Below are 22,650 nucleotides of genomic sequence, written 5' to 3' on the forward strand. Positions count from 1 at the left end.
ATCATGTTATATTAAATTTAGGAACGTGGCTGCCTTAAAAGATCGCTCTGGCAAAAAAATGCTCCTTTAATGCATGACAATTAACTTGAAAACAAATTGTTGACACCTGTGTGCCAGAACCCCTGACTCATGGTTGAGTTGGGATACATATGTCATTAAGAACCGACAGAAAGGAGGCCCCTGATGCCCTACTTCATTTTAATTATCTTCTTTGCCATCTTTTGGATGTTGCTTGGCTGGACAGCCAAACTCGTTGCCTATATTTTTGGTATTATTTTAAGCATTGCTAAATTAGTATTAGGACTATTAGGTAAGTTGTTCATGATTTTGTTAACATGGTTCCTTTGTGGCATCGCCTTTTGTCTTGGTTGGTCATGGCGGTACATACGCAATAAATGGCAACAATATCATCTGAATCAATCCTAAATTTGCTGAATGGTCTAGATTGTGAAATTTTATAAATTTTCTGCTTGTGAACTTGGCTGCCAGCGTAAAAATAAGTTTGTGAATTGACGTGATTGCACAAACCATTGACAAGCCCGTCAAATCAACAACTAACTATAACCCGTATTATGTTAACTTACATTGGTATAGGTAATTGAAGAAAGCTATTTAGGGATTTTTAAAGCCTGTGTTATAATTTATTTGTAAACAAAAAGCCCCGTGCTACTGACACGGAGCCCAGGTTACTTTAACGGTGACTGACTTAAATATATTTATTTAAACCGCCAAACTCGTCAAAGCTTAGGGCGGTTTTTAATTTGTCTTACTTCTTGTTGTGGTTGTCGATATACGTCAACAACGCCAACAAGAAAGTCGCAAACAATATCACTAAGGACATTGCATCGTGAAAAGACATTTCTGGCTAATCCTCCTTTCGTTAGATTCTGGTGTCCATGAATAACATTCATAGGCATCACCCTCTTTCTAATAGAAAGTCAGCCACCGCCTTTAACCTGCACAACTATTATAATATAAAAAATGCTCTAAACAGGATAGCACCAATGTTTGGAGCACTTTTTGTATTGATTAATTAATACTTACCATTCACCATTTTAAGCATATCAGATGCATTACTGCTTGTTTACGTAACACCTTATTATTTCTTTGAGAGCCTTATTTATTTTTCAACTTACTAGATTGTTAATTTCATCCACAATCTTTTGCGGATTATCGACCCCACAAGCTAACAGAGTATAACTTTCCCTAGCTAGTTAAATAACAACAGATAAATTTCTTTTTTTATATCTTAAATTGTCAAATTAAGTGCAACACAGTTTTATAAAAGATTTCATAAGGTGTTTTCCAATTCAAACATTTTTTGGGACGTGTAAAAATGTTTAAGAAAATGAGTTTATTAGTAGCAACAGTTATAGGGCTATTATTCACCTTTGGCAGTGAAGATTCGTATAAAACGACTGTAGGTGCTGATTCTGGTGGCCAAACAGTGACTCTAGCAACTGTGAATTGGGAGTCTGAAATAGCTTCAACAAATGTCCTGGCACAGGTGCTAAAAGAAGCAGGGTTCAACGTACAAATTACAACAGTAGACCCGGCCATCATGTTTAGTTCGGTTGCAGAAGGGCAGTTGGATGCTATGGTCGGCGGTTGGGTGCCTACAACGCACCAGGCCTATGCAGAGGAATATGGTGACTCGATGGTTGATTTAGGGGCTAACCTAGAAGGTGCTATTTCAGCATTAACTGTTCCAACATATATGGAAGATATCAATTCGATTACCGACCTCACGGATGAAAATGATTCAACTATTACAGCAATTGAACCAGGGGCAGGTGTTACCAACAGTGCCCAAAATGCTGTTAAGGAGTATGACAATCTATCCGATTGGGAGGTTTCTGTGAGTTCAACAGGTGCTATGATTGCTGAATTAGATCAGGCTATCAATAATGAAGAGGATATAGTTGTGGTTGGTTGGAAGCCGCATTGGATGTTCATGGATTATGATCTTAAGATGCTTGACGATCCAGAAAATGTCTTTGGTGGCTACGAGGAAATTCATTCATACGCAAGAGAAGGGCTAAAGGAAGATAATCCAGAAGCCTATAAGATTATTGATAACTTCTACTGGGAAGTTGAAGATATGTCTTCTGTTATGGAAGAATTAGCGACAGATGTAGAACCAGAAGAAGCAGCAGATAATTGGATTGAAGCCAATCGTGAAACAGTTGATGGTTGGTTAGAGTAAAAATTAGAGGTGTGACAAAAGTCGCTAAGACTCGGCGCGCTGGAGCAAAAGCCGAACAAGTACTGCTAAGTAATTGGCGTATTTTGGGAAGTGTTGGAAGAGTTTGACCTTTGGAACCGGATATCGTGAGCTACATAATAGAAGAAAAAGACAGGCGAGTAGATTAAATGAGAGTCTACCGCCTGTCTTTTATTTGTTATAAAGAATGTTATATATCTGTAGTGAAAAAGTGGCTTTCGTTTGGATTAGAAAAGCATTGTGTCTGCGCCGTATGGTTGACCTTGAGCTTCTTGCGCTAAGACATTTAAGAAGTTCCAAGGACGGCTGAATTCTGGTTGGAAGAAGAAATCAGCTTGCGCTAATTGGTCTACAGTCCATTCAGCTTCAATCGCAACAGATACAGCATTAATAGCTTGAAGAATGTCATAAGTTGACATTAATTGAGCACCTAATATACGACCGTTATCTGCATCGTAATGAAGCTTCATTAAAACTTTTTCTTCGTCATGCATAAATGAAGGACGGATTAAGTCTTCTTTGTAAACAGATTTCACATTTCCTTGGTAAGAGTTTGCGTTAGCATCCTTGATACCAGTAGTAGCGAATTTGTAGTCAAATACAGCAAGACCTGATGTACCGTTTACGCGACCAATTTTAGCGTCTGCATCACCACTTGCGTGACGAGCCATGATGACACCTTGGCGACGAGCGTTAGTTGCTAAAGCAATGTAAGCTTTGTCGTTTGTAGGTGCAAAAGGAATAGCAGTTGCATCACCTGCAGCGTAAACATCTTTAACTGAAGTTTCCATGTGTTCGTTGACTTCAACAAAGCCGCGACCATCAAGGGTTAAAGTGTCTTTCAACCATTGTGTGTTTGGACGAACCCCAACACTGATAATAACTGTATCTGCTTCGTAAGTGCCTTTGTCAGTGACAACAGCAGTTACTTCGTTGTTTTCGTTGACTTTAAATTCTTTTACACCTTCGCCAGTTTTAATCTTCATACCTTTTTCTTCCACATGTTTTGTTAGAAGACTAGTGAATTCACTGTCAAGGTAAGTTGGTAAGATTGAATCAACAAAGTCGACAACTGTTACGTCGATGCCAGCTTGTGCGTAAGCAGTTGCTGCTTCGATACCGATGTAACCAGCACCAACAACTACAGCTTTTTTAGCTGAAGACATACGATTTTTCACTTTATCTGCCCAGTTTCTACCACGTAAGTAGAAGATGTTTTCGTGTTGGTCATCTACATTCGGGATTGTACCTGGTACACCACCTGGAGAAAGCAATAGTTTGTCGTAACTTTCTGTAGCTTCCACACCGTCAGTAGTGCGTGTTGTAATTTCTTTTGTGTCTGGGTTGATGGCAATCACACTTGTGTTCATGCGGATATCAACGCCTTGTTCTTTATATGATGCTTCATTTGCGTAGTGTAATTCATCCAAAGATTTTGAAATGTCTTCTAGATAGGACTGAATACCACATGATAAGAAAGAAGCGGTTGATCCAGCTTCAAATACAACGATTTCTGCATCTGAGTCTTTTTTCAATAGAGTTTGCACAGCTTCAAAACCAGCATGCGAAGTTCCTACTATAACGTATTTCATTCGTATTACCTCCAAAGGTCAATGTTTATCGTAAATAGAATTTATTTACCCAACTAAGTATACACTTCTTTGTCTTAAATTATCAAATTAGTCTTAAATTATCAAATTAAGTGCAACACAGTTTTATAAAAGATTTCATAAGGTGTTTTCCAATTCAAACATTTTTTGGGACGTGTATTTAATTTCGTTGCCCAACCTTGTATCTCTTCATCAGTTGCATCTGTCAAATCAACACCTTTCGGTGAGTACTCTCTAAGGAGTCCATTTGTATTCTCATTAGATCCTCTTTGCCAAGGGGCATGAGGATATGGAAAATAAATTTGCGTATTATTTAATTCCTTAGTCAATCGGGCGTGTTGACTGAATTCTTTACCACGGTCAAGTGTAATGGTTTTACAAAAATTAGAATCAATACCTTGTAGTAATTTAATCATTTGGTCAACTACCGGCTTAGAAGCTTTCTTCTCAGATTTACCGATTAGTAATAACCTAGATTTTCTATCAACTAGCGTTACTAAGCACGCTTTACCAGTTTGACCTGCAACTGTATCTGCTTCCCAATGACCAATCTCAGTTCGTTCATTAGCGCTATCTGGTCGTTCATGAATCGTATTGGAGATAGGGATCTTTTCTCTTCTCTCTACGCGATTTTTAGAATGGCGTGTTTTACCTCTGTGTCTTAATTTACGGATAGCGCCTCGATTAACGGTTGATAAACCAGGCTCATCGAAGTCGCCACGATAAATTGCACGATAGATAGTATTATAACTGATTTTATTTTTGGAATTTTCAAGGTTCAAACGACCAGAAATTTGTTCTGGAGACCATTGTTCGTTGAGAAATAGTCGTTTGACCAACTGGAAAATAGAGTCTTTATCTAGCGTGCGATGTCTGCCACATAGTTGTTTTCTACGTTTATACTCTCCATGAGCAGTTGACGGTGAATAACTGCCATCCTTGTTTGAATTACGATGTAATTCTCTTGAGATAGTCGATTTAGAACGGTCCAGGGTCTCGGATATATGCCCGATAGTTTCGCCTTGTTCATACATTAGGAATATTGTTTCTCGCTCATTCATGGTAAGATGTGTGTATGGATTCATAGCTTTCTCCTTCTAATAGTTGGTTGGTACATCTATTTTATAGGAAAACTATGGATCTTTTTTTATTTTATTATTGTTGTTGCACTTAAATTGTAAATTCGTCTTCAACATTTTTAACAAAAGTACCTGACCAATATTTATGAAATGTACCCGGTGTTCTTATCCCCTTACTTCCATTCAATATCTCACTATCTATCGTCGCACCACATACATGTTGAAAGGAAATTGTTGTCTAACTCTACAGTTGACTAAGACAAATCATAGACTTTAATGCAATAATTAAGATTATATTTCAAACAAACAAATTATTAAAAGCATTTTTCACTTACATTTAGTATATTAAACCAAATATAATTAATTTTGTAATACACATGTTACTATTTAATTAGAAAATTTTATTTTCAAGCTACCCATAATTGGAACAAAAGGCATATAAAATAATAATATATTAGTCAACAATGTCATTTGCAAAGACCTTGATATAACACCGGCTATAGTGGCTAGTAACATACTAATAGTCAGTAATATCAATACTGTTTCAAATATTGCTTGTAATTTTTTTAAAAAAGTATCAGCTTTCTTAGATAATCCTTGAAATATAAATAAATTAATAATTATAAATAGTGCAGTGTAGATGGGTATAACAAATGATAATACTATTAAAAGAGCTGCATCTGGATTTTTAAGTCCTTGCACAATATCTTGTATTATAGTTTGCTCCTATCCTAGTATTTGGTACATAAATTTCTGAACAGTTGTGCCATAATTAATAAAACAAGATAGGAGCATTCCAATGAAACGATATCAAGATGATTTTAAAGCCAGCATTGTGAAGATGCATCGTGAAGAGAAAAGATCTATTCGCTCGCTTTCCGAGGAATACGGTGTTTCTCCAGCCGCAATTCATAACTGGGTTAAAGGCGCTAAATCAGTTGAGCTAGAAGACGGTACTGAAGTAACGTCCAAAGAATTCAAACAACTTCAAAAGGAAAATCAGCGATTAAAGGAGGAACTTGAAATTTTAAAAGTTGCGGCGGTGTTACTGGGAAAGCATTAGGACGAATTAATTGCCTTGTCTTCATAGAAGATCAGTTATTGCGACACCGCTTATCAATTATTCTTTCGGCACTGAAATTACCGCGCAGCACCTATTACCATTGGAAAAGATATCAACCTAGTCAACACGAACGTGTTGATAATCAGCTCAAAGAAAAAATTAAATTAATTTGGGAAAATAATTATCGTGCCTATGGTTATCCACGAATAACGATGGTGCTTCGCAAGTCAGGCATCTGTGTTGGGTCAAAACGAATTTTACGATTAATGAGAGAAATGGAAATTCACTCTTTAATGAATCGGCGATTTAAAAAACCTGGCACTCATGTGGATCATTCACAACGCCCCAATTTAATCAAGCACCAGCCCAATGCAAGGATATGGCGTGCTGACATTACTTATTTGGAATTACGTCCAGGAACCTGGGTTTATCTCAGTTCTATTTACGAACCAAAGGTTCATCAAGTTCTTGCTTTCAAGATTGGTCGTCAGATGGAGGCGACGTTAGTTGTAGAAACGATTAATCAGGCGCTTGAATGTCATCAAAAGCCACAATATTTTCACTCTGACATGGGTTCACAGTACACCAGCAACGAAGTTGAAACTTTACTTGAACGGCACCAGATTAGCCACTCATACTCAAAACAAGGTTATCCTTATGATAATGGGCCAATTGAAGCTTTTCACTCATTGTTGAAGAGAGAGTTTGCCTTTCAAACAACTTTTTCCAATTTTGAGGACTTGGTAATCCGAACCTCAAATTACATCAGTTGGTTTAATTCCGACAGAATTAGAACGAGTGTTTAGAAAAAGATGTGCCATTTATTGACATAGGAGCAGGTTTTGGTTCGATCAAAAATTGACCCATGTAACCTATTTCATCAGCATAATTTTTCGCTAATTTAAAGAAGGCCGCAATATGGTCTAATTCACGTTTAGTATCTGTGTTCAATAAAAAATCATACCCTTCACGTCCCCCCCAGAAAACATATGATTCCGAACCTAGACGCTTAGCAATATCAAGTGAATGCTTAATTTGACCAGCAGAATAGGCAAATACTTCCGCAAACGGTGTTGTTGCTCCGCCGGCCAAAAAACACTTGTTTGTAAACAACGATGCGGTATTCCATAACAACTTCTTACCTGTCTCTTGCATTCTGTTTTCAATTTTATCGATTACTTGGTCTAAATTAGCATTCGTTTCAGCTAAAGTGTTGCCTTCTGGCGCTAAATCACGATCATGAAAAGCAAAGTATTCAATACCTGTTTTATCCAAAAATTCAAATAAATAATCGACCTTAGCTAAAGCCGCTGTCATAGTATTAGCATCACCTGCTATGTCCCAAGGACGTATTGCAGTCCCTTCACCGAATGGATCCGTCAAACGTTGATCCATTGTATGCCAATAGGCAACTGAAAACTTAAGCCATTCGCTCATTTTTTTACCAGCTACAATTTCATCAGCATTATAGTAATGATAACCATCACCAGCTTGTAAGGATTGTTTTCCTACAAATTCAACTTTTGGAAATGAAAATAATTCAGACATTTTATACACTCCTTCTGGACATTTTTGTCCTAACCACATTATATTTCATGTAAGTTGGTTTAAGCAACCAACTTACATTTATTGTTGTATACGGTTTCATTAAATAGTGCAACGTTTTTATGTAGTGATATCCAATTTTTCGCACCCTAACTTAGATTTTTACAATAAAAAAGAACCTTTCTAGGTTCTTTACTTAGTGTTTAAATTTTAAATCAACATCATCTAAATCAAGTATTTTACGTGTGACCCCGGCAGCTCCACCCAGTAACGTGGCTTCATAAACCGAACGATTAGCAAATAAAATTTCGCTCTCACTTGTTGGGTTCATTTGTTGATATGCAACTATAACGCGACCAAGTAATTCCGGCATTTCAGCAATAAAACGGGAATGAATAAATAAAACTTGTGGTGCGGCAGTTTGGATAATATTATACGCCACCTGTGCAACTCCCATCACCCAGTCATCTAATAATTTGGTGACAACTGCACTTTTTTGATTCGCAAAGGTTACAAACGCATCACGATTGGCAACCTTCTGTCCGGTCAATGTCGCCAAACGCTCAAACATAGCATCTTCAGAATATAAATCTTCGACACGGACAGGCTCGTTATTTGTCATGTTCACAATACTTCTACCAACTTCTCCTGCACGTCCTTGCATACCACGATAAAGTTAGCCTTGAATAATAATGCCAGCACCAATGCCATAATGGATATTTAGGGCGACTAAACTATCATATTGATCAGTACTTAAGTAGTCATGATAGTCTCGAATATAGACAGCAGCTGAGTTAGCTTCATTTTCTAAAGTAACCTTTACGTCACTTACTTTCTCGAGTTGCTGGGTAACATCCACTTGGCTGTAATCAAAGAATGGTGAATAGACAACACGATTGTTATCAACAACACCATGAATCCCAACAGCAATACCCATAAGGCCTTCTTTTGTCCCATGTTTTTTGTGTTTATTATCTTTGACATGTTGATTCATCAATTCTAGCACTTCCAAAACTGACATATCTTTCACGGAGTCCGAACTTTGAAAAATTACCTCACCGCTCAAGCGCACCAAGGCCATCCGTAAATGATGTCGACCCATATCAAAACTCATGACATAGCCATACTTACGGTTAAAACGAATCATTTTAGCCTTACGTCCACCAGTTTCTGTTGTCACCCCTTCACCCAGATCCTCAATAAATTCCAACTTATCTAAATCTCGATAGATTGAACTAATAGTAGATTTATGTAGATTTAAATCAACAGCTATTTGTGCTCGCGATGTTTCTTTCGCATTAAATAACGCTTGTAACACTAAACGTTGGTTATGATCTCTCATTGTGATTTGATCTGACTTATTCATTTTTCTTCTTATCGATTCTCCAATTATGATGACTAACGATATTGATAAACGATAACTTCTTGACGTGTTTCGCCAACTTTTAGCGTTACATCCCCAAACTCATGAATATTCTCACTATTTGGTAAAGTCTGTGGTTCTAGTGCCACTGCTACCCACCGATGTCCATTACCATGGTTATTTGGCATATTTGATGTCATTGAATTAGCTGTGAAAACAACAAGACCATTTCTATTCGACATTATTTCTATTGTACGCGAACTGACTGTATCCTTCAAGATAGCGATTAAATTTTTCACACGCTTATTCATCACAAATACATCATCAAAACCTTGTTCACTTGTCGTGTGCGCCATTTTAGTGAGCGCTTGTCGCAAAGTGGAATCATGTGCTAAATCAAATGGCCCACTATTTGGCAACAGTGTACCAGTTGGAACCTTATCTTCAGCCAACGCCAAATGACTATTCGAAGCTAATTGTAAAGTATGATCTAAAATATCATGGGTTGTACCTAAATTAAAATAAGCGTGGACTGTTGGATTAAAGACACCATCAACCACACTTTGTGTTCCTGTCATCTGAACAATCACTTGATCATCTGAGGTCAACGTGTATTGAATGCCACTTGTCAAATCACCAGGAAACCCATCTTGTTTTGACGTGATTTTCGCGGTTAACATAATGCTATCTGATGTCATCGTCACATTAAAAAATGTGTCAGACCAACCTCTTCCTCCACCGTGTAGCGTGTTTTTCCCTTCATTGTTTGGTACTACAACATTCTGACCCTGATAATGATACGTAGCATCTTTAATACGACCGGCAACGCGACCAATAACACGATTAATATAATAAGGATTGTCCGTATAGCCAGCAATAGTTGGTGATGAGAGCAATAAATTTACTCGCGCACCATTATCTAACACGCTAAATTCATGCCAAATGCCAGCAAAATTTAATACACTCAGGCGTGTTCCATGCTGATTTGTTAGTGTATACATCAAAACTGTTTGTCCAGCGTGTTGACCAAATTTCATGACACTTGATTTCATACTAATCTCCTTTAGATTATGACTACAACAAAAGCGAACCTTAATTCAAGGTTCGCCTACAAGTTACCTGTTTAGTAGAAACGCAATTCTGACTTCTGCCATGAAAATGATCCGTTGGTTTCTTTATAATCACCCAACTCTTTGTAATCAAAATTATCAAATTCAGCTGTGGAATTATAACCTGAATAGTCAACCACTGCCAAACCAACATAGGCTCCAGTGAAAAAACCACCATATTCGCGCACAACGTAGTCATCTGACAAAACTGCGGCATCCAAAGTAATACCAGTTGTCACCCAATTGTCACCATCAAACGAGTAGAGGTAAGTGTAGGATTCCTTACGATTTTCAGACTTAAAGTAAACATACTCTATACCATCTGGAATCACAGGTGCATGGTCACGCAAGTAGGACGTGTAAGAACCATTACGCAAACCACCCTTATTTTCGCCCACTTCAATTACGTTTTGACCGTCATCGTTTTTTGTAATGAAAATCCATGACCAGTGTGAGTGATTGTAGTAGTTTGTTAAGCCAGCCATTGATTGGTATGAGTAAGGATTGAATTTAACCTTTGTTTCGGCATCGAAATAAAATGCTTGCCAACGACGCGCAACCAATGATAAATCAAAAGTGTTTGCTAATGAACCCTGCCCAATCAAAGTCAACTTGCCATTACCAGTTGAACCCATTTTCTCATTGAATGGAACACGTAATGTATTCCAGTTGATACCAAGTGTGGCATCATCAAATTCATCATGTTGTGAATGGTCAGCAGGTGCCTTTGTAAAAATGGCGTCCTTAGGTGCTTCAACAAATGTTTGCCCTCCGTGACCACCAACAATGCGTGGCCAACCACCACCATCCCACTCTACTTTTTGGATAGATGTTTCACGTCCCAAAGTTGACCAACCACGTGGATCAATTGAACTTTCGTTATCGTGGTGCCACGGACGTGCTGTTAATGACGCATAATACCATTCGCCACCTGGTGTTGATACTAACGCACCGTGCCCTTGCTTTTGTAAATATGAGTCTGGTGTGTCAAAGTTTGTGATGAATGGGCCATCGGGTTCAACGACAAAAGATAATTCGTCCAATGACTTTGAGCGTGCCACAACTTCTTGGTGTGTAAATATCGTGCCACCTTGAGCAGCGAATAAGAAATATTCGCCGTTAATCTTGTATAAATGAGGACCTTCTACCAACCTCACATCTGTACCCGAAAATATTGTACGGGCCGTGTTAGGTTTCAATTTCATAGTACCTGTGTCAAATTCTGTCAATGTGATACCATCAAATGGATGATGATATTCTCGGTGATCCCAAGTTTGTTGAACAAGATATTTGTGACCATCTTCATCATGAAACAATGAGGCATCGAAGCCGACACCATTAACAAGTATAGGTTCTGACCAAGGCCCTTCAATTGTCTCAGCGGTCGTCAAATAATTCTTCAAGTCTTTGAAATTACCATCAGTAATCTTAACGTCTGTGAAAATTAACCAAAATTTGCCATCAGCATATGACAAATCTGGTGCCCAGATACCCCCAGATGAGGGACTTCCTTTCATATCAAGCATCGTCGTCGTGTCCAAAACATTCTTAACAAGATTCCAGTGAACCAAGTCTTGTGACGCATGGATACGAACGCCTGGGAACCATTCAAATGTTGATGTGGCAATGTAGTATGTGTTCTCCACACGGATGATTGACGGATCTGAGTTGAAGCCGGGTAATACAGGGTTTTGTATTTGCATTATTTTTCTCCTATCGATTTGAGTTTTTACAAAATTATTTATTTATTTCTTTTAACGTGTGATTCATTTTATCAACGTAAGCATCAGATAAGGGATAACGACTAATCACAAACATTGCTAAGAATGCCATGATTATAGGCAACCAAATCATTGACCACTCAATACCTGTCTGTGCAGACGCTGATTGTGTCAATGCACCTGATTTAAAGTGCATCAGTTGCAATAAATAACCGGGAATAACGCCACCTAAAGCCAATCCTATCTTGAAGAAAAGACCCATAATAGCATTGATAATACCTGCCACACGCTTACCTGAAATATATTCACCATTTGATACAACTTCGGGCACTAATGCCCACATAAATCCTGTCGCTGAGGTTAATCCCCATTGTTGGAAAAAGCGGCCGGCAAATCCGAGCCAATCAGCAGTCGGATTTTTTGACCAAGCAAAGAGCAACACTTGTCCTACAACGAAGATACCGAGGAATGTGTAGAAGAAACCTTTCTTACCCAAAGTAGCACGTAATTTTGGCCAAATCACAACCAAGAAGATACCAGGAATGGAACCAATCAAACCAATTGATGCCATTAAGGCTGATTTCCCCCCCTCAATACCAAAATTATACTGCATGAAGTATGGCCACACTGTATTACCAAAAAACATGAGAGTGAAACCTACCAAAAAGAATAGACCTAGAATCTGTAATGCTTTATTTCGCTTTAATTCAGCAAATAATTCTGTATATTTAACCTGATCTGCCGCCTCTTCTGAAGAAAGCACGCGCTCTTTTGTATTCCGGTATGTCAGGAATAACAACACGGCACCCAATAACATGTAAATACCATAAACTTTAAACCAAGCACCAGCTGCTGATGGCGTCGCATAATTACCCAATCTTAGTTTCAAGCCAAACAAACCAGTGTCAGTGAGTTTAGCATTTGGAGAGGCTAATTGTACAAATAATGGAAATAAAGTATACACCAATAAGTTACCAATATTTGCAAGCATCATCCGCGTCGACGTTAACTTACCAATCTCTGTTTCGTCACGTGTTAATGACGCATTTAATGAACCATAAGGAATATTAACAAAAGAGTACACTAACGCGGTTGCCATGTAAGATACTGTTGCATAACCAGTTGTTGCAATCGTGCCAGCACCAAGTACTTTAGCCACTGGTAAAAACTGTAACGCTGCGAGAATAACAAGAGGAATACCAAAATTTATTAAAAATGGTCGATATTTTCCATTTTTTGTTATCTTTGCTTTATCAACAACTGTACCGACCCACGGATCCCAAACAACATTAATCCAACGTACAATAAGAAATATTGTTGCACCAACACCAGCCGAAATACCGTTGATATTCGTTAAGTAGAATAGCAAAAAGCCACCAATAGTACCAAAAACCAAATTTTGAGCGAGATCACCGAATCCATAGCTCACACGATCCCATGTTGTGAGCTTGGCAAACTGATCATTTTTCTGAACATTCACGTCCATGATTATTCTCCTTCTACTTTTAACAGATCATTATATTTACCTGTTGTAAGCTTTCAAAAAAAACTGTCAATGTTTTGAAAGCGGTAACATTTCTTTTAACAATGACTACTATATCACGGTTGGTTTGTTAGCGCAACCAACTAATTTAAAATATTTACATTTTTTTGTTTGTGAAATTAGAAGGCTATCTGCTACAACATTATTCACATGCATATTGAACCCATCTCTTAAACAAAGATATCATAATGTTACCCTTTATTGATAAAAAAAAGATAGCTAAGCTACCTTCATTAATTACTGATTATCTCTAATAACTGTAGCAAAATCCTCATGATAGATATCAAATTTTTTCTCTCCCACACCGGAAATAGCTAAAAATTCCTCATCAGTTTTAGGTCGTAAAATTGCCATATTCATTAACGTTTTATCCGAAAAAATCAAAAACGGTGGTAAGCCAGATGCCCGTGCTAATTCCAGACGCTTTTTTTTTAGTTGCGCAAAAAGACGGTTATCTGCGTCAGACATTTTAAGTCCTGTTGCAGCTGATGTTACTTTTTGTTGCGCAATCACGCGACGATTTAAACGCTTTTCCACAACTAACTGTCCTTTCAAAACGCGTGCACCTATTTCTGTCACCTTTAAAACCGGGAACTCACCGCCCAATGACTTAACTTTACCAGTGGCATCATTTAAGACGGCTGTGGCTGGGTTCTTATAGTATCGACCACTATTTTCATAGATAGCCCCAACGTCCTTGATATTTTCATAGGCTTCACGCATAACACTGTAATTGATACAAAATGCTTCAAGTGTTGACTTGTCAGCTACTGTGATATAGCCCAATTTATTCAACGCTGGTACTAAGGTAGTCCACAAACGACTAGCCACGCCTGTTAAATGCTTAGGCGCTGTCTTAGGTAACTGTTTGATGTCTGCGTTAGCCTCTTTCAAGGCTTCAGTGCGTTGTCTTTGGTAACTCTCGTCATTAATCGAAGTTGTTATTTTAGCTTTTCTAGGCATCTTTACCTCCTTTTTAATTTGATATATGTACGCAAACAGGGTGAACGACTCCCTGCCTGCCGTAGGTGAACAAAAAACGAAAAAATAACTCGTTATTTAAACGAAGAAGCCACCTATGTGTGTTGACCCCCCTCTGGGTATTTACCCGGGGGATAATTTTGATGTCGTTCAAAATTTAAAACGGAAAATGAAAGAGAATAAAAAATATGATTCGAACATTAACGATTCAAATGAAATCCCACCCACCTGATATGCACAGGACATCACCCAATCGAAGTTAAACCACGATGCTTCACGTACCCACCCTCCAACCATGTACGCAATAAAAAAAGAACTGACCGCAATCAATTCTTCAAAACTTTCTTCCACCAATCACGGCTTAAATGTCTTAATTTGTTATCCGACATCTTTTGTTCTATAAACGTTTTGTGACTATGCCTTGCTCTGCTCAGCAACCACAAATTTGATATGTTGCTCCTATGCTATTAGTTTACAGGGCAGAAGAAAATCTGTCCGTAAATCTAGCATAAGAGCACTACGCGCTTGTGCTAAAAGTTGGTTAACTAGCGGCAATCCCACATTACGGACTATTTTTTGGCTAGTAAGATGGCCGCTCAATGCCTGTCAGGCTATGCGTGATAAAATTTCGTTTTCTTCCTCCAAAATAGCGAGGCGCTTCTCTAGTTGCTTGACGTCTTTTAACGTCTTTGACTGACCCTTGATCATGATTGGGGTAGCTTGTTTAACCCAAATAGCAATAGAATCTTTCGACGGACCAAATTCTTCTGCTAATGATTTAAGTGAACGGCCTTCTTGGTGAAGTTTAACCAATGAATCTTTGAAATCTTGTGAATAACGAATTGACATAAAAATACTCCTATACTTTCATTTTACGGACTGAATAAAAATAGTCCATTTTTTAGTATAAGAGCATCATATAATCCTGTGGGAAAAACATAATTTCTCGATCATGGTTAGCTGTTTTCTCACCAGACCAAATGATTCTGAAATCATCAGTTTGACTACTTTCATTTAAAGTAAACATTTTAACACCGTCATTCGTCTTTTGTAAGAACACATCGTTGTTAATAGTTTTGGCAATTGTATTTGTTAATGTAGACTTTCCGTTTGAGCGTCCACCGATAATGGCGTTTAAATTGGGGTTGAAATACACTTCTTTTAAATGTCCATTCTGTGTAAACTCTACATGATCAATTACATAGTATGGTTCCTTATAGTCCGGAGCTGTATCTTGTATCTTGACCCTAGACTCAGGCTCGAAAATAATTTGGCGTAATCCTTCTAAGGTTGGCTCAGCCTTAATCCATGTAAATTGATCTCCAATACCTGTCCCTTCATTTTCCCTTACAAGTCGGTGAGCATCACTCGCACTAATAACAGCTTTAGGTATGGAAATAGAATAACGGTGGCTGATTTCCCCTTTACCATCAATATCAAGATAATAATTCGTATTAGTGACGCTTCCAAATAAAAAATCAGCTTTTTTTCTAGTTCATCTGACAGAAGGTTATTTCGCATTGCACCATTCGATCTTATTCCACCATGACCACCAGCAGTACGGCTTTTCATTACCAAAAATTTCTTTCAATTTTTTTCAATCTCATCAAACTTAATAGTTGCACCATCAAACTCGTGCTCTGATATGCTACTCATTTTACGGTAAGTATTATTATCATTTGTCTGAGTTAGATACAAAGAATCAGCAAAATTATTCAATTGTTTTTCTGTTGGATCGAACAGTAGGTGTACATTTGCATGTCCTGCATTTTCAGTACTAACATTCAAATCTAATCTAAACTCAATATTAACAAAGAACTTCTTCTCCGAATCCGGAAATTTTTTTTGAAACTTTTCTATCGTTTCCAACTGAGTCTCTACATTGAAGTAATCCGTTATTCCAAAAACCTTTATGTCAGAATTTTCTAAAGTTTGAAGGTACTAATCAAATGTCACTGTACCATATTGATTATTCATCTTCGTATTGTAAGAATGAACATGTAAATCCCATTTTCTCCATTCAGATCCTCTAGTCATATTTTTCTCCTTCTACGTATGTTGTGTCTAAATGTTCTGATTCCCTTAAATTATGTACGTTCAATCGTATGTCAACCTCCTCTTTCTAGCCCTCTACATTGTAGGAAATTTCTTACAACTGTAATATCTTCTTCAAATTTATACACCCATATTCGAAACATGGGACAAACAACAAAAAAGTCAGATAACGAGGATTGGCCTCGTTATCTAACTATGTTCGAACACTCCTCACTATGCCTGCATACATTATTATGTGAAGTGCCACTTTTCTTAAGTTACAATTTGCTTTTATTTTTTGTACTCACTACAAATCAATATTTTTATTATTATTTATAACATTCACTTAAAATTCATTTTATTCAATGTAGTCGTTATCAAGGCATTAATCTTATTAGATTCGGCACTGTTTCTACAATCTTTTTCCAGATCTATTAATCTAAATAGAATTGTTTCTAAGGTTCCATAATTTCTCTTTAAAACTGCCGAAGGTCCATTTTGATATAAAGTTACAATAATAGTTACAGCCATTGTTACAACAACGGTTATTAATGTAGCCGTATTTATTGTATCAGTCCGGTTTCCCCATAAAACAGAAAAAATAATTACACCAACACTTACAGCATATACAATAAGGAGAGTGTAGATTAAACGCCAGGCATTTTTATTTGTTTTTTGTAAATCTATCTTAATAACAATTTCATTGTAATGGCAGACCATTTTGCTAATATAGTCCTCCATAGTACTGGCTTTATCACATTTACCATTATTATCTCTCTCACACATAAGTTAATTTACCTTCCCTGATAATATAAGAATTTATCTTTACAAAATCAAATATATATCATCTTTTTATATTGTTTGTCAAATATTATCTGCTAAATACTGTCAATATATTAATTTATTTAAAATCAATGTACATATTGTAAGAATCACAAATAATATTACTTTTTCATTTTATTGCATATCTAGCTCACAAAATTTAAAGATGACGAGATAACGACTCATCGCTAATACTTTGTGCTTGATTTAACATAGTATCTTGTAACATCCGATGCATTTGTTGTATTTCCTGTCGACTTTGTTTCGTCATTTGTTTCGCAATTTTATTTAATTTACCGACAGGTGCAGTTTTGTGTTGCGTCACCATTTTAGAATTTTCAGGTTGCTCATGACGTTGTTTAACCTTTTCAAAATTTCCTTTTGCCTGTTTGTGAAACTTACCATCGTTAATCTTCTGATCTGCATTCAACTGTTCATTAAATTGTCGATAAATCCCATTAGCTAACTCTTTACGTAGTCGTTTATCTTGTGCTTCTGACCATTTCTCTTGGCCTTTGTGTTGATTTCCATGCGTTTCTGTCATCATGCCATCCATTTTTTGCGCAGTTGCTAGAAATCCGTGGTAATCATCTTTTAATTCATTCGTTAATAACTTATCAATCAAGCCATTCATTTGTCGATTAGCTGGCGCCATTCGGCTTGTATCATCTGTCACTAACGTATCAGTGTTACCAACTTTCCAACGCCCCCGTAAATCTTGTGGTAATTCGTCATAAATTTTCTGCAGGTCCGCCGTGTACTTGTGTGTCCGATCCAGCTTTGTCAAAGAATCTTGTTTAATTTGTGTGCGATAATTTCCCACCGCTTCATAAACATTTGCCCGTATAAAGCAAGACTATTTTAGCAAATCAGCCCACCAATGTTCCAAATATCGAAATAATTTGATTGAACAGGACCACCGATTCATTAAACGTCATCGTGTCCGCTCAGCAAGCTTTCAAAGCATTCGAACCGCTAGTGCAACGTTGAGCGGTGTGGAAATTGTTCACGCAATACGCAAAAGAACCCGACGAGAGTTAAGTCTCATCGGGTTCTCAGTCGTGGACGAATTAGAAGCATTGTTAGCTGCATAACCTTCAACATAGGATCAATAGCTGGTTAGATGGTCATCTCTCACACTGTTTGCACCAGATCCACTTAGATTACTCTTTATTGAATCTTGGCCTATATATGAATCATACTGCGAAAAACCTTCTCTAATAAAAGATCATAATTAGTTGTAAGAATCATTTGGGGCGTAACTCCTTGTAGCGCTTTTATTTCAGGGTTATTCCAAAGACTATCGCTGTTCAATTGTGCATCATGTTTCTCTATGATTTTGCTAATTGAGTATTTTAAAAAAATATCTTTATTCTCTGTTTCAGAGAATAAATAACCAGGATACTCTTTTTTGTGTTCGGCGAATTGTCAAACTAAGTGCAACGGTTTGTCAAAAAATACTTCATATGGGGTTTCATAGTTTAACACTTTGCGAGGACGTTGATTTAATTCAACCACACATTAATACAAATATTGTAAGTCACTAGCCGGCGTTGGGTAAGCCAATACCAACCGTTGTAAATCTGGTAAAGTCACGTGTTTTTCAATTAATAACGTGAAGTAGTTAATCATCTCGTCGGCAACATCACTTAGAAGGGTAGCACCCACAACCTGCCCACTCGCTTTAGCAACCACTACTTTAGCTTGGGCTTGTTGTGCGCCAAAGCGGTAATAAGTGAACCACTTCGTCATATCAAGTGTATTAACACGATACTCATCTGGATGCTCAGTCGCCGCGGCCGCTCTGATACCGACTTGCGCTAACCTGGGCGCTGCAAAAACCTGCGTTGGCACAACGGGATACTTTATGGCTGCGCCGGGATGCGTCAACTCACCGACCAGATAACGCGCTTCAAAACCTGCAACTGGCGTTAACTTCGGTACCGGTGTATCGCTGACATCCCCAATGGCATAAATGTGCGGGTTGGCCGTCTGCAAATGATCGTTGACTTGAATCCCATGCCGATCAAAGGTAACGCCCACGTTGGCTAGACCTAACTGGTCCGCGTTCGGAATCCGTCCCGCTGAGCTGATGACCAGATCCGTTGTCAGCTCGAAATTATCAGCTGTCAATTGTAGACCGGTCGCCGTTTTAGTAATTGCTTGAACATCCGTATTCAAGTCAAACGTGATTCCATCAGCCGTCATTGCGGCCATCAAATCCTTAACCAAATCTGCATCAAAAGCTTTTAACGGGCGGTCATTATGATGAATCACGTGCACATCAGCGCCAGCGGCATTTGCAATCGTCGCCAATTCAAAGCCTACGTAGCCACCACCTACGAATGTCACGCGTTTAGGCATCTGGTCCAAATCTAAGAAGTCAGTGCTCGTCTTAAAGTATTCGTGCCCGGTAATCGGTAGAATCGCCGGACGCTGACCAGTGGCAATCACGTAATCAGTCGCACTGACTACTCGATCCCCGACCGCTAACTGATTGTCGGATTGAAAGTGCGCTTGACCATGTAACGTCGTAATATCTTGCCTCTTTAGTCCGTTCAACGTCCCATCGTTGATGCCATCCGTATAGCCTCGTTTATGCGCCATCAGTGCTGGCCAATCAATTTTGGGCGCACCAATCAGGCCCTGCCCTTGTAAATGTTGCGCTGCTTGTCGCGCTTCGACGGCGCTTAATAGGATTTTCTTAGGGTCACAACCGCGGTTAGGACAAGTGCCGCCCCACAGATCCGCTTCAACGATCAACACTGTCTTGCCCTGAGCCTTTAATCCGCTAGCCATGGCATTGCCGGCTGGTCCGCCACCAATCACAACAACATCGTACTGTTCCGCCATTCGAAATTCCTCCTTAAATTCATTAGCGACCATCAATTATCACAACCTAGTGTAACTGATCCATCCTTAATTGACGATTAAGATACTTCTTCATGTTGACTCAAGTAAGCCACGATTCGTTGGCTATCCAAATATCCAACAACCCGATTTTCTTCCGTGACCGCCACATAATCGTGATCTGTCAATGCCGTAAAGGCGGTGCGTAACGTGGCTTGAACGTCTAACGATTGAATCCGACCACTCGCAACACTGGGTTTTTCTGTGAGATAACCCTGAATAAGCCCTACACGCCCAACGTAGACATCATAGACATTTTTAGCTCGGCTCGCGCCAAAGAAGTTCCGCACAAAGTCGTTCACTGGATGCTGAGCCAGAGCAGCCGGCGTATCGACTTGTATTAACTGACCGTGTTGCATGACACCGATCCGGTCACCCAACTTCAACGCCTCATTCATATCATGCGTCACGAAGACGATCGTGTTGTGATAGCGGGCGTGTAGCCGTAAGACCAAGTCTTGCAATTGTTGCCGCGAGATGGGGTCTAACGCACTAAATGGTTCATCCATCAAAACAATATCTGGTTGCGCCGCAATCGCCCGTAAGATACCGATGCGTTGCTGCTCACCACCGGATAATTCTGACGGCATCCGGTCACGGTATTCCTTTGGATCGAGGCCAACTTCCGCCAATAGCTCATCAATCGTTTGATTAATTTCCTTCTTAGCTGTCCCTTTCATTTCTGGAATCACGGCGATATTTTGCGCCACCGTCATCGTTGGGAACAAGGCAATTTGCTGTAAGACATACCCCATTTGCCACCGTAGACTCCGGACTGGTATCGTGGTTGTATCAGTACCATTAACTAGGATTTTACCAGCCGTCAATGGCTCTAAGCAGTTGATCATTTTAAGTGACGTCGTTTTGCCACTCCCAGAAGTCCCTACCAAAACAAATAGCTCACCCTGGTCAATCGTTAAATTAAGGTCGGGAATCACGGTCTGCTCATTAAAGTCTTTCTGGACGTGTTGAAATTCAATTGCCGTTGTCATTTAACGTCCCTCCTTCAATAAACCGTGCTTCACAAGATAGCGATGTGCAACCGTCGAAGCAGACTGCTTCTTAACATTGACTTCATAGTTCATTTCTTGCATATCAGTTTCTGAAATCCTTCCTGCTAACTTATTCAACGCTTTAACGACCTTAGGATGTTTGTTGGCAAAGCTCGTCTTCATCAACGGTGCCCCTTGATACGTTGGGAAGAAGTGCTTGTTATCCTTCAATAAGGCCAAGTGATACTGCCGTAATTCACTATCCGTCGCATAGGCATCTACCAAGTTGATTTTCCCCTTACTGATAGCTTCATAGCGTAGCGCCGGCTCCATCGACTTTGCAGTCACGTCTAACCCATAAGTCTTCTTGATTCCTTTTAAGCCATCATTACGATCAATAAACTCTAGGGTCATTCCGGGCTTCAGAATCGATTCAACTTGCGTTAAGTCGCTGATTGTCTTCAAATGATGTTCTTGTTGAAATTTCTTAGTCACTGCCAATGCGTACGTATTGTTATACTGCATCGGCTTCAAGTAAGTCATTTGTTCCTGTTTAGCGAGGCGCTGTTTGGCGAGCTGATAGGTCTGGTTAGCTGTTTGACCAGCTGGGTTATTTCCCTTAACTAAGGTCTCCAGCACCGAGCCAGTAAATTCAGGATAAATATCAACCTGATTATCCTTTAACGCGCTGAATAAGAACGTGGTCTTGCCAAAGTTAGGCTTGAGCGTCACATGAACATGCTCATCTTCAGCTTCAATCAGCTGCTTATACATATTAATCAAGATTTCTGGTTCAGAACCGAGTTTACCTGCAATCGTAATTGTTTCAACTCGATTGGCATAAACACTATAAGCCCCGCCACCACCTAGTAAAGCTAAAATACCGACAAAGACAATTAAGGCATGGCGTGGTTTAGCCGTTTGAAACCACCGAACGAGCGCACTCAGCAGAATTGCTAACAATGCTGATGAGATAGCCCCAATCAATAATAACGAGGTATCATTACGGTCAATACCGAGCATGATAAAGGTCCCGAGACCCCCAGCACCAATCAAAGCGGCCAAAGTAGCCGTCCCAATAATTAAGACGAGCGCGGTCCGAATCCCAGCAATGATCTGTGGTAGGGCAATGGGTAGTTCAACTTTAAACAACTTACGCATTCGTGACATCCCAAAGGCATCGGCGGCCTCTTCAATTGAGGCGTCAATTTCTGAGATACCCAAATAAGTATTTTGAAAAATTGGCAGTAAAGCATAGATCACCAGCGCAATTACTGCTGGCACCGTTCCAATCCCAACTAACGGAATCAATAACCCTAACAGTGCCAAAGACGGAATCGTCTGTAAGACACTCGTGAGCTGTAATAATCCCTCGGCCCACCGTGGTCGTCGAACGACCCAAATAGCCAACGGAATCGCAATTACCATTGCGATGACTAATGATGCTAATGAAATCCCCAAGTGTTGCCATAGTGCAGTCAGCAAATCCCCGCGTCGATCTATAAACGTCTGTATTAATGTCTGCATGCTAACCTCCAGTGCTCACCTTTATTGCTTAATAACTTCTTAATTATCCATGTATTTAATCGTAGCATAATGCGCCAAAAATCATAGTAATACGCACCGGCAATTCACTAAATTTTGTAACTATTGT

General features: G+C 39.0%; 19 protein-coding genes and 5 pseudogenes. 4 read left to right on the forward strand and 20 right to left on the reverse strand.

Annotated elements, in window-relative coordinates; all coding sequences use genetic code 11:
• Positions 1-183: 183 nt before the first annotated feature.
• Entirely contained in the window at positions 184-426 is a 243-nt protein-coding gene (locus FOL01_RS05525; RefSeq protein WP_075269729.1) for a hypothetical protein, read from the forward strand.
• A gap of 340 nt (positions 427-766) precedes the next feature.
• Here FOL01_RS05525 and FOL01_RS11325 read toward each other — a convergent pair whose 3' ends face one another.
• On the reverse strand, positions 767-859 hold the full coding sequence (locus FOL01_RS11325; protein WP_228179853.1) for a putative holin-like toxin: 93 nt from the start codon (positions 857-859) through the stop codon (positions 767-769).
• A 477-nt stretch (positions 860-1,336) separates the two neighbouring features.
• Here FOL01_RS11325 and FOL01_RS05530 point away from each other — a divergent pair, with 477 nt between their 5' ends.
• Positions 1,337-2,206, forward strand: coding sequence for a glycine betaine ABC transporter substrate-binding protein (locus FOL01_RS05530; RefSeq protein ID WP_042494241.1), 870 nt, complete (start codon positions 1,337-1,339; stop codon positions 2,204-2,206).
• A 245-nt stretch (positions 2,207-2,451) separates the two neighbouring features.
• On the opposite strand, the gene FOL01_RS05535 is transcribed toward FOL01_RS05530, so the two are convergent.
• The 3 genes from FOL01_RS05535 to FOL01_RS11235 form a co-directional block, all read right to left on the reverse strand.
• Positions 2,452-3,816, reverse strand: a complete 1,365-nt coding sequence (locus FOL01_RS05535; protein ID WP_042494243.1) for an FAD-dependent oxidoreductase — start codon at positions 3,814-3,816, stop codon at positions 2,452-2,454.
• Positions 3,817-3,917: 101 nt separating this feature from the next.
• Complete coding sequence (locus FOL01_RS05540; protein ID WP_075269730.1) at positions 3,918-4,919, reverse strand: IS30 family transposase; 1,002 nt, start codon at positions 4,917-4,919, stop codon at positions 3,918-3,920.
• 381 nt (positions 4,920-5,300) lie between these two features.
• Entirely contained in the window at positions 5,301-5,615 is a 315-nt protein-coding gene (locus FOL01_RS11235) for a hypothetical protein (protein WP_075269731.1), read from the reverse strand.
• Positions 5,616-5,712: 97 nt separating this feature from the next.
• Here FOL01_RS11235 and FOL01_RS05555 point away from each other — a divergent pair.
• A protein-coding gene (locus tag FOL01_RS05555) for an IS3-like element IS1163 family transposase (protein WP_100078221.1) occupies positions 5,713-6,782 on the forward strand; the annotation gives its coding sequence in 2 pieces (ribosomal slippage) (positions 5,713-5,941 and positions 5,941-6,782; 1,071 coding nt in all).
• A gap of 31 nt (positions 6,783-6,813) precedes the next feature.
• Here FOL01_RS05555 and FOL01_RS05560 read toward each other — a convergent pair.
• From FOL01_RS05560 to FOL01_RS05615, 13 genes and pseudogenes are all read right to left on the reverse strand, one after another.
• A pseudogene (locus FOL01_RS05560) lies at positions 6,814-7,524 on the reverse strand (apurinic/apyrimidinic endonuclease family protein); the annotation flags it as partial.
• Between the two features lie 193 nt (positions 7,525-7,717).
• Positions 7,718-8,887: pseudogene (locus tag FOL01_RS05565) on the reverse strand (ROK family protein).
• A gap of 32 nt (positions 8,888-8,919) precedes the next feature.
• Entirely contained in the window at positions 8,920-9,936 is a 1,017-nt protein-coding gene (locus tag FOL01_RS05570) for an aldose epimerase family protein (RefSeq protein ID WP_075269732.1), read from the reverse strand.
• 71 nt (positions 9,937-10,007) lie between these two features.
• Entirely contained in the window at positions 10,008-11,696 is a 1,689-nt protein-coding gene (locus FOL01_RS05575) for a glycoside hydrolase family 43 protein (protein WP_075269733.1), read from the reverse strand.
• Positions 11,697-11,730: 34 nt separating this feature from the next.
• Positions 11,731-13,200: an MFS transporter gene (locus FOL01_RS05580; protein ID WP_075269734.1), complete on the reverse strand. Its 1,470-nt coding sequence runs from the start codon at positions 13,198-13,200 to the stop codon at positions 11,731-11,733.
• Positions 13,201-13,494: 294 nt separating this feature from the next.
• Positions 13,495-13,869, reverse strand: a pseudogene (locus tag FOL01_RS11240) (HRDC domain-containing protein); the annotation flags it as partial.
• Between the two features lie 39 nt (positions 13,870-13,908).
• A pseudogene (locus FOL01_RS11245) lies at positions 13,909-14,220 on the reverse strand (P27 family phage terminase small subunit); the annotation flags it as partial.
• A gap of 624 nt (positions 14,221-14,844) precedes the next feature.
• Positions 14,845-15,087, reverse strand: a complete 243-nt coding sequence (locus FOL01_RS05590) for a transposase (RefSeq protein ID WP_004912700.1) — start codon at positions 15,085-15,087, stop codon at positions 14,845-14,847.
• A gap of 52 nt (positions 15,088-15,139) precedes the next feature.
• Positions 15,140-15,394 (reverse strand): hypothetical protein, encoded by a 255-nt coding sequence (locus tag FOL01_RS05595; RefSeq protein WP_075269736.1) that lies wholly within the window; start codon positions 15,392-15,394, stop codon positions 15,140-15,142.
• 191 nt (positions 15,395-15,585) lie between these two features.
• Positions 15,586-15,810, reverse strand: coding sequence for a hypothetical protein (locus tag FOL01_RS11250; protein WP_075269737.1), 225 nt, complete (start codon positions 15,808-15,810; stop codon positions 15,586-15,588).
• A gap of 15 nt (positions 15,811-15,825) precedes the next feature.
• A complete protein-coding gene (locus FOL01_RS05605) occupies positions 15,826-16,107 on the reverse strand; it encodes a hypothetical protein (RefSeq protein ID WP_075269738.1) in 282 nt (93 codons plus the stop codon).
• Positions 16,108-16,614: 507 nt separating this feature from the next.
• Entirely contained in the window at positions 16,615-17,058 is a 444-nt protein-coding gene (locus FOL01_RS05610; protein WP_075269739.1) for a hypothetical protein, read from the reverse strand.
• Between the two features lie 196 nt (positions 17,059-17,254).
• Entirely contained in the window at positions 17,255-17,917 is a 663-nt protein-coding gene (locus FOL01_RS05615) for a hypothetical protein (protein ID WP_075269740.1), read from the reverse strand.
• 22 nt (positions 17,918-17,939) lie between these two features.
• Here FOL01_RS05615 and FOL01_RS05620 point away from each other — a divergent pair.
• Positions 17,940-18,188, forward strand: a pseudogene (locus tag FOL01_RS05620) (DDE-type integrase/transposase/recombinase); the annotation flags it as partial.
• Positions 18,189-18,615: 427 nt separating this feature from the next.
• On the opposite strand, the gene FOL01_RS05625 reads toward FOL01_RS05620, so the two are convergent.
• The 3 genes from FOL01_RS05625 to FOL01_RS05635 all read right to left on the reverse strand — a co-directional run bounded on the left by FOL01_RS05625 (position 18,616) and on the right by FOL01_RS05635 (position 22,523).
• Complete coding sequence (locus FOL01_RS05625; RefSeq protein ID WP_075269741.1) at positions 18,616-19,947, reverse strand: dihydrolipoyl dehydrogenase family protein; 1,332 nt, start codon at positions 19,945-19,947, stop codon at positions 18,616-18,618.
• 77 nt (positions 19,948-20,024) lie between these two features.
• Positions 20,025-20,996: an ABC transporter ATP-binding protein gene (locus FOL01_RS05630; protein ID WP_075269742.1), complete on the reverse strand. Its 972-nt coding sequence runs from the start codon at positions 20,994-20,996 to the stop codon at positions 20,025-20,027.
• The gene (locus FOL01_RS05635) at positions 20,997-22,523 is read right to left on the reverse strand and encodes an ABC transporter permease/substrate-binding protein (RefSeq protein ID WP_075269743.1); all 1,527 of its coding nucleotides are present in this window, start codon (positions 22,521-22,523) and stop codon (positions 20,997-20,999) included.
• Positions 22,524-22,650: the final 127 nt, after the last annotated feature.

The organism is Weissella thailandensis, assembly GCF_001932615.1.
GTDB classification, from domain to species: domain Bacteria; phylum Bacillota; class Bacilli; order Lactobacillales; family Lactobacillaceae; genus Weissella; species Weissella thailandensis.